This window comes from Pseudomonas sp. FG1 (genome assembly GCF_034313875.1).
GTDB lineage: Bacteria > Pseudomonadota > Gammaproteobacteria > Pseudomonadales > Pseudomonadaceae > Aquipseudomonas > Aquipseudomonas veronii.
Genome location: NZ_JAVIWP010000001.1, coordinates 3,679,925 through 3,694,444 on the forward strand (window position 1 = coordinate 3,679,925; position 14,520 = coordinate 3,694,444).

Annotated in this window: 13 protein-coding genes; 3 read left to right on the forward strand and 10 right to left on the reverse strand. The window is 61.5% G+C overall.

Translation table 11 applies throughout. The features are described from left to right. Positions 1-27: 27 nt before the first annotated feature. From RGV59_RS17120 to RGV59_RS17145, 6 genes are all read right to left on the reverse strand, one after another. Positions 28-357 (reverse strand): hypothetical protein, encoded by a 330-nt coding sequence (locus RGV59_RS17120; protein WP_017847046.1) that lies wholly within the window; start codon positions 355-357, stop codon positions 28-30. A gap of 518 nt (positions 358-875) precedes the next feature. Continuing rightward, positions 876-1,721, reverse strand: coding sequence for an NAD-dependent protein deacetylase (locus tag RGV59_RS17125; protein WP_102617819.1), 846 nt, complete (start codon positions 1,719-1,721; stop codon positions 876-878). Between the two features lie 8 nt (positions 1,722-1,729). Further along, positions 1,730-2,170 carry a CBS domain-containing protein gene (locus RGV59_RS17130; protein ID WP_017847048.1) on the reverse strand — a complete coding sequence of 147 codons (441 nt, stop codon included), beginning with the start codon at positions 2,168-2,170 and terminating at the stop codon, positions 1,730-1,732. Positions 2,171-2,301: 131 nt separating this feature from the next. Continuing rightward, on the reverse strand, positions 2,302-4,251 hold the full coding sequence (locus tag RGV59_RS17135) for a DNA topoisomerase III (protein ID WP_126585862.1): 1,950 nt from the start codon (positions 4,249-4,251) through the stop codon (positions 2,302-2,304). Positions 4,252-4,417: 166 nt separating this feature from the next. After that, complete coding sequence (locus tag RGV59_RS17140) at positions 4,418-6,040, reverse strand: MFS transporter (RefSeq protein WP_017847050.1); 1,623 nt, start codon at positions 6,038-6,040, stop codon at positions 4,418-4,420. A 115-nt stretch (positions 6,041-6,155) separates the two neighbouring features. Then, positions 6,156-7,823, reverse strand: coding sequence for a GMC family oxidoreductase (locus tag RGV59_RS17145; RefSeq protein ID WP_017847051.1), 1,668 nt, complete (start codon positions 7,821-7,823; stop codon positions 6,156-6,158). Between the two features lie 129 nt (positions 7,824-7,952). On the opposite strand from RGV59_RS17145, the gene RGV59_RS17150 reads away from it, so the two are divergent. Then, complete coding sequence (locus tag RGV59_RS17150; RefSeq protein ID WP_017847052.1) at positions 7,953-8,846, forward strand: LysR family transcriptional regulator; 894 nt, start codon at positions 7,953-7,955, stop codon at positions 8,844-8,846. 505 nt (positions 8,847-9,351) lie between these two features. Here RGV59_RS17150 and RGV59_RS17155 read toward each other — a convergent pair. Genes RGV59_RS17155 through RGV59_RS17165 form a run of 3 tightly spaced genes read right to left on the reverse strand, consistent with a single transcriptional unit; the run spans position 9,352 to position 12,383 of the window. Next, positions 9,352-10,449, reverse strand: coding sequence for a DNA alkylation repair protein (locus RGV59_RS17155; protein ID WP_126585863.1), 1,098 nt, complete (start codon positions 10,447-10,449; stop codon positions 9,352-9,354). A gap of 18 nt (positions 10,450-10,467) precedes the next feature. Continuing rightward, complete coding sequence (locus tag RGV59_RS17160; protein ID WP_017847054.1) at positions 10,468-11,814, reverse strand: glutamine synthetase family protein; 1,347 nt, start codon at positions 11,812-11,814, stop codon at positions 10,468-10,470. Positions 11,815-11,825: 11 nt separating this feature from the next. After that, entirely contained in the window at positions 11,826-12,383 is a 558-nt protein-coding gene (locus RGV59_RS17165) for a helix-turn-helix domain-containing protein (RefSeq protein ID WP_017847055.1), read from the reverse strand. Positions 12,384-12,596: 213 nt separating this feature from the next. Here RGV59_RS17165 and RGV59_RS17170 point away from each other — a divergent pair, with 213 nt between their 5' ends. Together RGV59_RS17170 and RGV59_RS17175 are read left to right on the forward strand one after the other, a co-directional pair. Next, entirely contained in the window at positions 12,597-12,905 is a 309-nt protein-coding gene (locus tag RGV59_RS17170; RefSeq protein ID WP_046485902.1) for an RcnB family protein, read from the forward strand. Between the two features lie 88 nt (positions 12,906-12,993). Further along, entirely contained in the window at positions 12,994-14,187 is a 1,194-nt protein-coding gene (locus RGV59_RS17175; protein ID WP_026140037.1) for an MFS transporter, read from the forward strand. Here the strand turns inward: RGV59_RS17175 and RGV59_RS17180 are convergent. Continuing rightward, entirely contained in the window at positions 14,150-14,422 is a 273-nt protein-coding gene (locus tag RGV59_RS17180) for a DUF1652 domain-containing protein (RefSeq protein ID WP_017847058.1), read from the reverse strand. The genes RGV59_RS17175 and RGV59_RS17180 overlap by 38 nt on opposite strands. Between the last annotated feature and the right edge of the window lie 98 nt (positions 14,423-14,520).

The following is a 14,520-nucleotide window of genomic DNA, read 5'->3' on the forward strand; positions in this document are numbered from 1 at the left end:
CCAGTTCCCACATTAGTTGAGAAGTACTTAGTAGTAGCGGTCGATTACTTTAACTTGCGAGTTGTCTTTGAAAGACTCCCACGCGTGGTTAAGTGTGTCGAACACTTGCTCGATGAAATTGCGATCGGCCGCCGCTTTCTTGCCGACATAACCCTGGCCACGGCGGTACATCTTCAGGCGCGCCGCCAGTTCACGGTTGTTTTTGTCGAACTCGGCTTCTTCGGTGTGGGGCGCCAGGCAGTCAATTTGGACTTTGCCCGATTTGCCAATCCACAGGATATGGTCGTCGAGTGTGTCTTTCTGCGCTGCGAACATCTCAGCCAATTCTTCGATAGTTGGTTGGTTGTTCAGATTCATGTGTAAGCCCCTTGACCAGTTGGCGATCTATCAATTGATTCGTTAAAACTGCTTAGTTGTCTCCGGTTCCGAAAACCGGGCGTCAGTGACGGTCTGCCGAATACGGGCAGGGTCTTGAACCTGATGCATGTAGTCTTGCTGATGAACTGCTACGCAATGGTTTCATAACGAAGACAAGCAGCGTTTGAGCTCCTTGTACCGAACCCTTCGGGTCGGTCAGCTTCATCAATCTGCCTTGTGGGCAGTGCACATCCGGAAGAAACAGCTCGGCGGTCAGACGAGCTTGTTCAAAACGCTTGTTACCAACGCTCCCGATCCGGGAGACGTCTAGATCATGCAAGGACAAAAAGGTTACGTCAACGGTTATGTAGTGATTATTTTTGATCACTACATAAATCGCCGTGGGGACGGGGGCATGCGAGGAGGTGTGACTCAGGCGTCATTTTTTGTGCGGTGGGTCGCTGCAGTTCATTGGCCTGCCCGGGTCTCCCGCTGATCTTTGAGGGGCGGTGCCCTGGCTATCCCAGGCGCTCTGCCAATAGCGGCAACAACCGCTCGCAGGATGCCGCGATCTTCAGCTGCAACAACTCATCCCCACGGGTCTTGCCCAGATTGATGGCAATCACCGGTTTGCCTTGCTCGACCATCGCCTTGCACAGGCGAAACGCCGAGTAGGCCATCAGCGACGACCCCACCACCAACAGCCCCTCGGCGTGTTCCACCGCCGCCATCGCCCTGGCGGCGGTGGCCTGGGCAACGTTTTCGCCGAAGAACACGACGTCCGGTTTGAGCCGTTCACCGTCGCAATGGGGGCAGCGGGGCACGCGAAAGCGTTGTTCAAACGCTGCGTCGAGCAGGGTATCGCCGTCGGGTGCCTGCACGGCGTCGACGCCCGCCAGGTACGGGTTCTCGGCCTCCATCAACCGTTGGATCACATCGCGTGCGCTGGGCCGATGGCAATCCAGGCATAGCACGCGATGCAAGCTGCCATGCAGCTCGATCACATCCTCACTACCGGCCTGGTCATGCAGCGTGTCGACGTTTTGTGTGATCAGCCCGCTGATACGCTGGCGATGTTGCAAGGCGGCCAGCGCCAGGTGGGCCTGGTTCGGCTGCGCAATCCGTACCCGTGGCCAGCCCAGCATCGCCCGTGCCCAATAACGGCGCCGCGCTTGCGGGGTGGCCAGGAACTCCTGGTACATCATCGGCGCCTTGCCTCGGCGCACGCCTTCGCTGTCCCGATAATCCGGGATACCTGATGACGTGCTGATCCCCGCCCCGGTCAGCACCAGAAAACGCCGTGCGGCCATGGCCCGGTGCAGGGTGTCAAGGTGGTCTTCTTGATGTTCGAGCATGTCGAGCATGGGCTCTCCTATTCGCCGCGAATGTATTGCTCCAGTTGCTTGATCAGGTTGGCTTGTTCGGCAATGGCTTCCTTGACCAGGTCACCGATGGAGAGCAGGCCCAGCAGTTTTCCGTCGACGACCACCGGCAGGTGGCGCAGGTGACTGTCGGTCATGATGTTCATGCAGGCTTCGACTGTCTTGTGGGCATCGACCGTGATGACTGGAGAGCTCATGACCTCGTGGACTTTGGTGGTGACGGAAGAAAGGCCTTTGAGTATCAGCTTCCGTGCGTAATCGCGCTCGCTGATGATGCCAACCACCTCACCCTGCTTGACGACCGGCAGGGCCCCGACATTTTTCGATGACATCACCACCAACGCTTCGAATACGGTGTGGTCCCATTCAATGGTGTGGACTTCCTGGTTTTGCTTGTCTTTGGCTTTGAGTACTTCTGAGACGGTTTTCATGGTGGCCACTCCGGTGTTGTTGTTAGGAAGTCAGCAATCCCCTACAGAATCCTAGACGGCCGGCGCCGGAGCAAGGACCAAAGCGGCGTTAAAGCTGTCGAAAAACGTCATCCGCCGGATTTATTCATGGTTTACCCGGTACTTGTCGGCTTTTTCGCCCGTTTTGGGCTGGCCGCCGTCTTGCGGGGCGCGGCCGTGCGTTTCTTCTTCCACGGGGTGGCGCCGCGGCCTGCCGGGCTGGCGGGGCCGGTGATGGTCATACGCATACCGTTGCAGCGGGCCACTTGCTTGCTCATCCAGGCCGCTTGCTTGGCGACGAATTCTTCCAGGCTCATTTCGCCGCTTTGCACCATGTCCAGCGCCTGTTCCCAGATCGCCGTGGTGCCCGGGTCGGCGATGGCGCGCGGCACCGCATCGATCAGGCTGAACGCCGCCGGGGTGGCCGAGAGGGCCTTGCCGTTCTTCACCAGGTAGCCTCGGTCCAGCAGGCCCTGGATGATCCCGGCGCGGGTGGCTTCGGTGCCGATGCCGGTGGTGTCCTTGAGCTTTTGCTTGAGCAACGGGTCTTCCACCAGCTTGGCGACGTTTTTCATCGCCTTGATCAGGTCGCCCTCGGTGAAGGGTTTGGGCGGTTGGGTCCACAGGTCCTTGAGGTTGACCTTGGCAACGGCGTAATCCTGGCCCTGCACCAGCGCCGGCAAGGCTTGCGGTGCCGGCGCCTCACGGCCTTTGGCGGGTGCAAGGGCTTCGGGCAGCGCGCGTTTCCAGCCTGGCTCGATGACGACTTTGCCCACCGCGCGCAGCGCTTGACCGGCACAGTCGAAATCCGCCTGGGTGCGGTCGTATTCATGGTTGGGCAGAAACTGCGCCAGGTAGCGCGCGCGAATCAGTGTGTAGACCGCCCGATGCTTGCCGGTGAGTTGCCCTGCATCCTTGCCGGCGCCAGTGGGAATGATGCCGTGGTGGGCGCTGACCTTGGCGTCGTTCCACGCCCGCGAGCGGCGCTGGGGATCGAGATGCGGCATCAGTTCGTTGACGGCCGCGTCGGCACGGCCCAGGGCGGCAAGGATCTTCGCCGCGTCGCCATGCTGACTCAATGGCAGGTAGCCGCAATCGCTGCGCGGGTAGGTGATGGCCTTGTGGGTTTCGTACAGCGATTGGGCGATGTCCAGGGTTTCCTGGGCGCCGAGACCGAGCTTCTTCGAGCAGATTTCCTGCAACGTCCCCAGGTCGAAGGGCAGGGGCGCGACCTCGCGCATGCGTTCGGTGCGCAACTTCACCAGCCGCGCACTGGCGGCGTGGGTCATGGCGTCGGCGGCGTCCCGGGCGAGTTGCGGGTTGAGGCAGCGGCCTTGGTCGTCACAGGCATCGTCGACGGCGCGCCATTGGGCGGTGAAGGTCATGTGCGCGTGGCGCAGGTCGACGTCGATGGCCCAGTAGGCCACCGGTACGAAATCGGCGATGCTGCGGTCACGGTCGACCACCAGGCGCAGGGTCGGGGTTTGCACCCGGCCCACCGGCAGTACGCCTTGGTAACCGGATTGGCGGCCGAGCAAGGTAAACAGGCGGCTCATATTCATGCCGATCAGCCAGTCGGCGCGGGAACGGCCCAGGGCCGAGTGGTACAGGCTGAAGGTCTCGGCGCCGGGTTTGAGCGCGGCCAGGGCCTTGCGGATGGAGGCGTCGTCCAGCGCCGACAGCCACAGGCGTTGGATCGGCCCGCGATAGCGGCAATGTTCCACCAGCTCGCGGGCGATCATTTCGCCCTCGCGGTCGGCGTCGGTGGCGATCACCAGTTCCAAGGCTTCCCCCAGCAGGCGCTTGACCGCCTTGAACTGGGCGGCGGTCTTGGGCTTGACGCGCATCTTCCATTTGTCCGGGACAATCGGCAGGTCGGCGAGCACCCAGCGCTTGTACTTGGCGTCGTAGGCGTCGGGCGGGGCGGTTTCCAGCAGGTGGCCGATGCACCAGGTGACAGTCACCCCGTTGCCCAGCCAGCAACCGTCGCCACGGCGCGTGGCGCCGAGCACGGCCGCAATATCCTTGGCCTGGGAGGGTTTTTCACAGAGGAACAGCCGCATGGTCATCACATCAGATCGGGTTGATGCCTTGCAGGATGCGTAGTCCGAGGGATTTGAGCAACCATTATCTGTATGGATGTACAGCGATTTGTGTGGCGCCGCAGAGCAGATGTGGGAGGGGGCTTGCTCCCTCCCACAGGGGACCTGCGGTGTTCAGGTGGTCGGGTCAGTTGTTGTCGATATCCACATGCCGCGTTTCCTTGAGGCAGAACATCCCGACAACCAGGCTCACCCCGGTCACGACCACCGGATACCACAAGCCATAGAAGATATCGCCGGTGTACACCACCAGGGCAAACGACACGGTCGGCAGGAAGCCGCCAAACCAGCCGTTGCCGATGTGATAGGGCAGGGACATCGAGGTGTAGCGGATGCGTGTCGGGAACAGTTCCACCATCAACGCCGCCAGCGGGCCGTAGCACATGGCCGCGATCAGGATCAGCACCACGATCAGCACCACCACCATCACCTTGTTGACCTGCGCCACATCCGCCGATGTCGGGTAGCCGGCGAGGGTCACGGCGGCGCGCAGGGCCGACTCGTCAAAGCCATCGATGCGCACGTCGCCCACGCTCACCTGCACCGGGCTGCCGGCAGGGGCGGCGGCGCTGCTGTAGGGCAGGCCTTGCTTGACCAGGAAGGTCTTGACCTTGTCGCAGGGGCTGTCAAAACGCGCCTTGCCCACCGGGTCGAACTGGAAGGTGCAGGTGGCCGGGTCGGCCAGCACGGTGATCGGCGCCTGGCGACTGGCCTGGTCCATCGCCGGGTTGGTGTAGTGCGCCAGGCCCTTGAAGATCGGGAAGTACAGCGCGGTCGCCAGCAGCAGGCCGAGCATCAGCACCGGTTTGCGCCCGATCTTGTCCGACAGCCAGCCGAAGAAGATAAAGAACGGTGCGCCAATCACCACGCTGATGATCAGCAGCATATTGGCCAGGGCCGGGTCCATCTTCAGGAACTGCGTGAGGAAGAACAGCACATAGAACTGCGCCGCGTAAAAGGTCACCGCTTGCCCGCCGTTGATGCTGAACAGCGCAATCAGCACCACCTTGAGGTTTTCCCACTTGCCGAAGGACTCGCGGATCGGCGCCTTGCTGGCCTTGCCTTCCTCCTTCATTTTCAGGAACGCCGGCGATTCATGCAGGCTCATGCGGATCCAGGTGGAAATGCCCAGCAGCACGATGGAAAACAGGAACGGAATGCGCCAGCCCCACACTTCGAACTGATCGCCAGTGAAGTAGCGGCAGGCCAGCACCACCAGCAGTGACAACAGTAACCCCAGGGTGGCGGTGGATTGAATCCAACTGGTGTGCAGGCCGCGCTTGCCGGCGGGGGCGTGTTCGGCGACATAGGTCGCCGCGCCGCCGTACTCGCCGCCCAACGCCAGGCCTTGCAGCATGCGCAGGGCGATCAGGATGATCGGCGCGGCAATGCCGATGCTGGCATACGTGGGCAACAGGCCGACGCAGAACGTCGCCACACCCATCAGGATAATGGTCACGAGGAAAGTGTACTTGCGCCCGATCATGTCGCCCAGGCGGCCAAACACCAGCGCGCCGAACGGGCGCACCACAAAGCCGGCCGCGAAGGCCATCAAGGCGAAGATAAACGCCGTGGTGTCGTTGACCCCGGCAAAGAACTGTTTACTGATCACCGCCGCGAGGGCGCCATAGAGGAAGAAGTCATACCACTCGAATACCGTCCCCAGGGACGAGGCGAAGATGACTTTTCTCGATTCGCTGACGGTGCTCGTGCTGACCGCCGAGCCCAGGGTTTGAGCATGTTCTGACATCGGGTATCCCTCACAGTGATTATTTATTGTTGTTCCACTGTCGGCGCCAACCTCAGCGCCGGTCTGTTTTCCGTTCCTCTGTAGGCGCGCGCTTGCTCGCGAAAATCGCCAACGATTACGCGGGAAATCTGGATGAACGCGGCGCCTTTGCGTTTTTCGCGGGCAAGCTCGCTCCTACAGTGTTCGGCGAAAGGATCAGTTGCGCGGCTTTCTCCGCGATCATCAGCGTCGGTGAGCAGGTATTGCCGGATGTGATGCGGGGCATGATCGAGGCATCGGCGATGCGCAGCCCCGGCACGCCATGCACCCGCAACTGCGCGTCGACCACCGCGTCCTGGTCACTGCCCATGCGGCAGGTGCCCACCGGATGGAAGATCGTCGTGCCGATGCGCGCCGCGGCTTCGTGCAGTTGCTCTTCGGTTTGCAGCGCATCGCCGGGCAAGTATTCCACCGGTTTGAACGGGCTCAGGGCCGGCGCGGCGACGATCCGTCGAGTCAGGCGAATCGCGTCGGCGGCCACCCGCAGGTCTTGCGGATGACTGAGGTAATTGGGCTGGATCAACGGCGCATCCGTCGGGTTGACCGAGCGAATATCGATACGCCCGCGGCTTTGCGGGCGCAGGTCGCAGACCGACGCGGTAAACGCCGGGAACGCGTGCAACGGCTCGCCGAAGCGCTCCAGGGACAGCGGCTGCACATGGTATTCAAGGTTGGCCGAGGTTTGTTCCGGGCCCGAGCGGGCAAACGCGCCGAGCTGGCTGGGCGCCATCGACAGCGGGCCGCTGCGGTCATACAGGTAACGCAGGCCCATGCCCATTTTGCCCCACACGCTGCCCGCGATCTGGTTCAGGGTGCGCGCGTTTTCCAGCTTGTAGATCAGCCGCAGTTGCAGGTGGTCCTGCAGGTTGCCGCCAACCCCTGGCAGTTCATGCAACACATTGATGCCGAGCGGCTTGAGCACGTTGGCGGGGCCAATCCCCGAACGCTGCAAAATGCCGGGCGAACCCACGGCGCCAGCACACAACACGATTTCCTTACGGGCCTTCCAACGGAGCGACTGGCCGTGCTGACGCCCGACCACTGCCGATGCGCGGCCGTTTTCCAGCAACACGCGGTCGACTTCGACTTCGGTCAATACCGTCAGGTTCGGCCGCTGGCGGATCGGCTTGAGGAACGCCTTGGCCGCATTCCAGCGGACGCCGGCCTTCTGGTTGACCTGGAAGTAACCGCAGCCTTCGTTATCGCCCTGGTTGAAGTCGCTGACGTTGGCGATGCCGCTTTGCGCTGCGGCCTCACGGAAGGCATCCAGAATCGGCCACGACAGCCGTTGTTGCTCGACGCGCCACTCGCCGCCGTCGCCGTGAAATGCCGAACCGCCAGCAAAATGGTTTTCGCTGTGCTTGAACAGCGGCAGCACGTCTTCCCACGCCCAGCCCGGGTTGCCTGCCGCCGCCCAGCCGTCGTAGTCCTGAGCCTGGCCGCGCATGTAGATCATGCCGTTGATCGACGAACAACCGCCGAGCACCTTGCCCCGCGGGTAACTCAGGGCGCGGCCTTGCAGGCCGGCCTGGGCTTCGGTCTTGAAGCACCAGTCGGTGCGTGGGTTGCCGATGCAGAACAGGTAGCCGACGGGGATGTGAATCCAGGGGTAATTGTCGCGACCACCGGCTTCAAGCAACAGCACACGGTGGGCGGGGTTGGCGGACAGTCGATTGGCCAGCAGGCAGCCTGCGGGGCCGGCGCCTACGACGATGTAATCGTATTCAGCAGTTGCAGTGGGCATCTGAGGTCTCGCTTGTTTTTCTTATTGGCTCCATCCTAGTTGTTAGTTTTCGTCTTAAAAATGTTAGTTTTTACCCAGTGGCTGTGCGTTTTTAAACAGCACGGCCCAGACTCACGGATTGGAGGCGCTATGTTCGACTGGAATGACCTGCGGTTTTTTCTTGAGTTGCAGCGCAGCGGCCGCCTGCTTACCGCCGCGCAACGCCTGAAAACCACCCACGCCACCGTGGCGCGGCATATCGAGGCGATCGAGAAAAGCCTCGGCACCGCGTTGTTCGTGCAGCACGCCCACGGCTATGAGTTGACGCCGTCCGGCGAGGCCCTGCTCAAACACGCCGAAGCCATGGAAAACGTCGCGCTGCTGGCCGAAGACGAACTGACCCACACCGCCGCGCCCCTGGGCAAGATCCGCCTGGGCGTGGCCGAAGGGCTGGGGGTGATGTTCCTCGCCAGCCGCATGGGCGGGCTGTTCGAGCGCTATCCGGGGTTGGAAGTGGAGCTGGTGGCCGTGCCGCGTTTCGTCAGCATCCTCAACCGCGAAGCCGAAATCAGCATCCACCTCGAACGTCCCAGCGTCGATCAACTGGTCACGCGCAAACTCACCGACTATCGCCTGGCGCTCTATGCCAGCCGCGCGTATCTGGCGCGCACCCCGCCGATTGAAAAACGCGAAGACCTCGCCGCCCATGCCTGGATCGATTACGTCGACGATCTGCTGTTCAGCCAGGAACTGAAACTGCTCAGCAGCTTCTGCCGCAACCCCAAAGTGGTGTTCCACAGCACCAGCGTGATCGCCCAGCACCAGGCGGCGCGTTCCGGGCTGGGGATTGCGGTGTTGCCGTGCTTCATGGCGGCCGGTGATCCGGACCTGGTGGCGTTGTTGCCGGGGGAGGGGATTCAGCGCAGCTATTGGATCAGCTCGCGCCGGGAACTGCACAAGTCGGTGCGGCTGCGGGTGTTGTGGGATTACGTGGTGGAGTTGTGCGCGCGGGAGCAGGCACTGTTGCTCGGCGGGTCCACCTGAAGAACCTGGATCAAAAATGTAGGAGGGCGCTTGTCCCCGATAGCAGTGTGTCAGCCAAAACATGCATGACTGAAGCACCGCTATCGGGAGCAAGCTCCCTCCCACACTTTTGACCGGATTCAGCTTCCAAGATCAGGTCGGCTATAAGGCCAAGCAAGAGCAAGAGCAGATCAGGGTCTATCTGATCTATGGAGATCCAAATGTGGGAGGGGCTTGCCCCCGATAGCAGTGTGTCAGCCAAAATATGCATGACTGAAGCACCGCTATCGGGGGCAAGCCCCCTCCCACACTTTTGACCGGATTCAGCTTCCAAGATCAGGTCGGCTATAAGGCCAAGCAAGAGCAGAGCAAAAGCAGATCAGGGTCTATCTGATCTATGGAGATCCAAATGTGGGAGGGGCTTGCCCCCGATAGCAGTGTGTCAGCCAAAACATGCATGACTGAAGCACCGCTATCGGGAGCAAGCTCCCTCCCACATTGAAGCTGTGGTGTTGCTTGAACTGAGTCAATCGCGCAAGACGAATTCCGCGCTGCCCAGCCGTTCTCCATTCACCAGCACATGCACCGCGTGCTTGCCCGGGTAGTGCTTGCGTGTGGTCAGTTCACGGATATGTTGTTCGCGGCTGATGTGCTGCTGCTCGCCTGCGCCAAGGGTAAAGGCCTTGAGCTTGAACACTTTGGCCGCACGGTGGCCGGCGCTTTTTACGTAGTCGATGGCGTAGTCCACCACCAGTTTTTGTGGTGCGGCGGCGGTGGATTCGAGGCTGAAGGTCAGGTTGATCCGCTCCCCCAGTGTGATCACCGCCGGCGTGACGCGCAGGTGATGAATCTTGACCTCGGCCTTGGCTCCCGCGCCGATGATCGTCAGCGCGCGGGTGTTGCCCTGCTTGATCAGGCTGCGCAGTGCATGGCGGGCGATCCAGGCGGTGTGCGGGTTATCCAGCGACCAGCCTTCGATCAGGCTGAGGACCCAATCGGGGTGGTCCTTGGTGATGTCGTTGAGGTGGTTGGCCACGGACTTGCGCACGTAGAGGCTGCTGTCGGCCTTGAGGTTGTCGAGGATCGACGCGCACAGCCCGGGGTTGGCCTGCACGTCGGCCAGGCGGAATGACCACGGCAGGCGCGGTCGCGAGCCTTCGCTGGCGAGGCGGCGCACGTGTTCGTTGTCATCCAGCGACCACTGTTGCATCACCGCCAGGGTGCGTTGGAAGTCGTGCAGCAAGAAGTGCCGGATCGCGAATTCGGCGGAGCCAAAGGTGGTGAAATATTTGAGCGCGGCCATGGAGCGCTCGAAGTCATCCCGGCCATGACTCGCCACGTAGTGCGGCAGGAACAGGCTGACAAACCCGCTGTTCAAGCGCGGCGCGAGGGCATAGAGCCGCGTGAGAGTCTGTGGGTAATCCAGCGGGATCACCGCGTGCAGGCTGTCGCTGACCCGTGCCACGCGCTGCATCACCGACAACTCGGCCAGCCCGGCCTTGGCGTGCTGGAGAAAGCCCTTGGCGTCGAACGCCGGGTACACCGCCGTCATCTCGGTGGCGATGTGTTGCAGGCGTTCGGCGTTGAAGATTTCCTTGAGGGCCGGGGCGCTTTGGTCGGTCATCGGTGATTCCATGGGGGGTTAGAGAAACCAGCGGTATTCCCGCGTGTTGATCTCCTGCTGAAACGCCAAGTGGTCCTGGCGTTTGTTCTCGCAGTACACGTCGACAAATTCCGCGCCCAGCTTATCGCGCAATACCGCTTGATGTTGCATGGCGCGCACGGCCTCGAGCATTTCCAGGGGGAAGTCGGTGCCGCTGTTGCGGTCGTCGTTCAGTGGGGCGATGGGTTCGCGCTTGGCGTCAAGCCCATGCTCCAACCCCACCAGAATCGCCGCCAACACCAGGTACGGGTTGGCATCGGCGCTGGCCAGGCGGTGTTCGATACGCAGGTTGCGCGGGTCGGACTCGGGGATGCGTACGCACGCATCGCGGTCTTCGAAGCCCCAGCTGGCACGGGTGGCGGCGTTGACCGTACCGCCCAGGCGGCGGAAGGCGTTGTGGTTCGGCGAGAAGATCGGCATGCAGTGCGGCAGCAACTCCAGGCAGCCGGCCACGGCGTGGCGCAGGGGTTGCTGTTGATGGGCCGCGAGTATGTTGTTGCCGGCGCCGTCGTACAGGCTGACATGCACATGCATGCCGCTGCCGGGGAATTGCAGGTAGGGCTTGGCCATGAAGCTGGCGCGGTAGCCGTGCTTGAGCGCCACACCACGGGTGCTGCGGCAGAACAGGGCGGCCCAGTCGGCAGCGCGCAGGCCATCGTCCAAGTGGCCGAAGTTGATCTCGAACTGGCCAGGGCCGAGTTCCGCGGTGATCACCGTGATGTCGATGCCTTGGTCCTTGGCGGTTTGCGCCATATCGTCGAGCACCTCGCTGAAGCGCGACAGTCGCTCGATATGCAGGTTGGGCTGGTCGTCGGCGTCGTCACTCAGCGGGTCGCGGGCGAATTGCGGCAGGCCGTTGTCGAGCTGCTTGTCGAACAGGTAAAACTCCAGTTCAAAGGCCACCACCGGGTGAATGCCTTTGTGGTGCAGGCGTTCCAGGACCTTGGCCAATACTTCCCGCGGTTCGAATTCGATCGGCGCTTGCGTACCGTCCGAGGTGATCAGCATCTGGCCCAGCGGCTGCGACTCCCAGCTCACCGGCTTGAGCGTGCCCGGCACCAGGCGGCGGTTGGCGTCGGGGTCGCCGTCGTTGAAGCAGTAATCACCGATCTTGAACAACCCGCCCTGAACCCCCAGCAGCACGGCGTTCTGCGGCAGCTTCAAGGGGCCGCCGGCGGCGACTTTTTCCAGCATCTCCACCGGGTAGCGCTTGCCGTAGAAATGCCCGGGGATGTCCAGGGCGATCAGGTCGACATAACGCACGTCGGGGTGGTTCTGGCGAAAGCTCCGTACTTCGGCCAGCAGCGTGGAGGAATGGCTTTTCACGGGTGTAGCTCCTAGTTGTAAACCCACAGCACGCGGGCGGGCAGTTCGGTCAGGTTGGCGTAGCGGCAGCGGGCGAAACTGGCCAGGTGGAAGCTGTCGCCTTGGTGCAGGGTGACCGAGTCGGCTTCCCCTTCCACCCACAGCGTCAACTCCCCCTCCAGCACAAACCCGGCCTGCTCGGCGCGGTCGCTCATGGTCTGCTCACCGCTATTGGCTCCGGGGGCCAGCAGGCTGTCGAGCATCGAAAACGCACCGTTCATGTTGGGGGAGACCAGGATGTCGGTGATGCCATTGGCGTAATACACCGTGCGCCGCTCGTTGGGGCGCGTCACCCAGTTGATGGCCTTGGGCTTGCTCAGGCTGTAGAAATAGGTGGTGGGCACGTCAAGGGCGTGGCTGATCGCGGTCAGGTCCGCCACGGTCGGGCGTGACAGGCCTCGTTCGACCTGAGACAGGAAACCCACCGAACGCTCGATCTTTTGCGCCAATTGCGCGAGGGTGAGTTTCTTGTACTTGCGCAGGTCGTGGATCAGGATCGCCAGGGCTTCGAGTTCTTCTTGTTGGTTCATGAAATTTATTTCGTTAAATTTCATGAAAAATTACATGATAAATTTCACGCGGGCAATGGGTGAGGGGGCTGGAGCAGCATTTATTTACGCAAGCGCAGGCGTTGCGGCGAACACCCTGTGGCGAGGGAAACCGGGCGCTCGGGTTTTTGGCTGAATGATTCCACACGCCCGCGGTCGGAACCTGGGTACGCCTCACTACTTGAAGGAGCACCCATGAAGTCCAGATCCCTCGTCGCCAGCCTGTTGGTCGTTGCCAGCCTGTCCACCGCCAGCTTTGTGGTGCAGGCCGGTGATTCCCCGCAGGAAACCGTGAAGCCTTCCAGCATCAATACCCGTGACTTGAAAGAGGGCGACCGCGCGCCGGATATCCTGATGCGCAAGGAATCGGCGGTCACTGACTGGAAGAAACGCGGCTTGAAGCAGCCCGAAGAGGACAGCCAATGGGCCCGTGTCGGCAATAGGTTTGTGCTGCTCAAAACCACTAACGGCACCATCCTCGAGATCACTCCGGTCAAGCAATAATCCGCTGGCAACGCCTGCTTTTTTTCGGGTTCCTGAGGTAAGGTGACCGGCTGCAATGGCCGCGTTACCTTCATGGAATGAGAGCAGGATGCTTGCCACCCTAAGACACTACCCCCGCACAGTGAAGCTGTTGCTGTCCGCCACGTTGATGCTGACGCTGGCCAAGGCGATCACCTTTCCGTACCTGGTTATCTACCTCACCCGGCACTTTGCCCTGGACATCACTCAGGTCGGCCTGGTGATCGGCAGTTCGCTGATCGTCGGTTCGTTGCTCAGCGTGTATGGCGGGTTTCTCGTCGATCGCATCAGCAGCTATCGGTTACTGCTGGGCTTGAGTGCGCTGTTTGTCGTGGGCTTTATCGGTACGGTGCTCGCGCAGACTATCTGGGCGTTCTATGGCTGCCTGATCCTGATCAACCTGGCTTACGCGGTCATCGATATTGCGATCAAAGCCGGCTTTGCCAGCCTGTTGCCGGAAGACGCGCGCAGTGAGGTGTTTTCCATCAAGTACACCCTGACCAATATCGGCTATGCGGTGGGGCCGTTCTTTGGTGCGATGGTGGCCAGGCTGGATATCAGCTTGCCGTTTATGCTGTCGGCGCTGTTGGGGGCGGGTTTTTTCCTGCTGTACTGGCGCTGGGGTGATCGTGCGCTGGCCACTGTCGATGCCACGCAAAAGCCGGTGTCGTTCCTGGCTGTCGGCCGCGTGCTGTTGAAGGATCGGCGTCTGGTGTGCTTCACCGTTGGCGGCGTGCTCAGTGCGGTGGTGTTCGGCCAGTTCACGGCTTACCTGTCGCAATACCTGGTGACCACCACCACTGCTGAATACACCTACAAGGTCATCAGCGCGGTGCTTACGACGAACGCCGTGTTGGTGATTGCCTTGCAATACGTGATCGGTCGGCGCATCTCGCACCGTTACCTGAGCCAGTGGCTGATCTTCGGCTTGAGCATGTTCATGCTGGGGTTGATCGGCTTTGCGCTGTCCACCAGCGTACTGTGGTGGGTGCTGGCGATGGCGGTGTTTACCGTGGGGGAAATCGTCGTGTTCCCGGCCGAGTACATGTTTATCGACCGTATTGCCCCGGACCACCTGCGCGGCATGTATTACGGCGCGCAAAACCTGTCCAACCTCGGCGCCGCGCTGGGGCCGGTGCTGTGCGGGTTGGTGTTGGCCAGCCTGCCGGCGCATTACATGTTCTACATGCTGGGGGCGTTTATCGTCGGTGGCGGGGTGTTCTATTTCATGGGTGCGAGGCTGAAGGCAAGTCATCCAGAGTGAGTTTGCCCAGGTGGTTGCTGTGCAGCTCGTAGCGTAATTCTTCGACCATCTTGTCCACTTCTTGCGGGGTCTGCAGCCGATTGGTGCTGATCCCGGTGACCACCAGGTCGACCCGGCCGGTTTCGGCGTCGAAGACTTTGAGGGTCAGCGACGCGTCCCGGCACAGGGTGAATTCGCACGTCAGCGGCGACAGGCCTTCTTCGATGCAATTTCGCAATTGAGACAGGGTAAACATGCTAATTCCTTCCGGGTGTGGAATACGACGACACAGGATCGAAAGCCTGTGCCCACCTCAGGAAGGTTAAGCATTACACCTAGGCGCAATAAGGCGAA

What these genes read in the sequence shown, in the direction of transcription:
- RGV59_RS17120 (WP_017847046.1), bottom strand. Translation starts at nt 357, where the DNA reads ATGAATCTGAACAACCAACCAACTATCGAAGAATTGGCTGAGATGTTC.
- RGV59_RS17125 (WP_102617819.1), bottom strand. Translation starts at nt 1,721, where the DNA reads ATGCTCGACATGCTCGAACATCAAGAAGACCACCTTGACACCCTGCAC.
- RGV59_RS17130 (WP_017847048.1), bottom strand. Translation starts at nt 2,170, where the DNA reads ATGAAAACCGTCTCAGAAGTACTCAAAGCCAAAGACAAGCAAAACCAG.
- RGV59_RS17135 (WP_126585862.1), bottom strand. Translation starts at nt 4,251, where the DNA reads ATGCGGCTGTTCCTCTGTGAAAAACCCTCCCAGGCCAAGGATATTGCG.
- RGV59_RS17140 (WP_017847050.1), bottom strand. Translation starts at nt 6,040, where the DNA reads ATGTCAGAACATGCTCAAACCCTGGGCTCGGCGGTCAGCACGAGCACC.
- RGV59_RS17145 (WP_017847051.1), bottom strand. Translation starts at nt 7,823, where the DNA reads ATGCCCACTGCAACTGCTGAATACGATTACATCGTCGTAGGCGCCGGC.
- RGV59_RS17150 (WP_017847052.1), top strand. Translation starts at nt 7,953, where the DNA reads ATGTTCGACTGGAATGACCTGCGGTTTTTTCTTGAGTTGCAGCGCAGC.
- RGV59_RS17155 (WP_126585863.1), bottom strand. Translation starts at nt 10,449, where the DNA reads ATGACCGACCAAAGCGCCCCGGCCCTCAAGGAAATCTTCAACGCCGAA.
- RGV59_RS17165 (WP_017847055.1), bottom strand. Translation starts at nt 12,383, where the DNA reads ATGAACCAACAAGAAGAACTCGAAGCCCTGGCGATCCTGATCCACGAC.
- RGV59_RS17170 (WP_046485902.1), top strand. Translation starts at nt 12,597, where the DNA reads ATGAAGTCCAGATCCCTCGTCGCCAGCCTGTTGGTCGTTGCCAGCCTG.
- RGV59_RS17175 (WP_026140037.1), top strand. Translation starts at nt 12,994, where the DNA reads ATGCTTGCCACCCTAAGACACTACCCCCGCACAGTGAAGCTGTTGCTG.
- RGV59_RS17180 (WP_017847058.1), bottom strand. Translation starts at nt 14,422, where the DNA reads ATGTTTACCCTGTCTCAATTGCGAAATTGCATCGAAGAAGGCCTGTCG.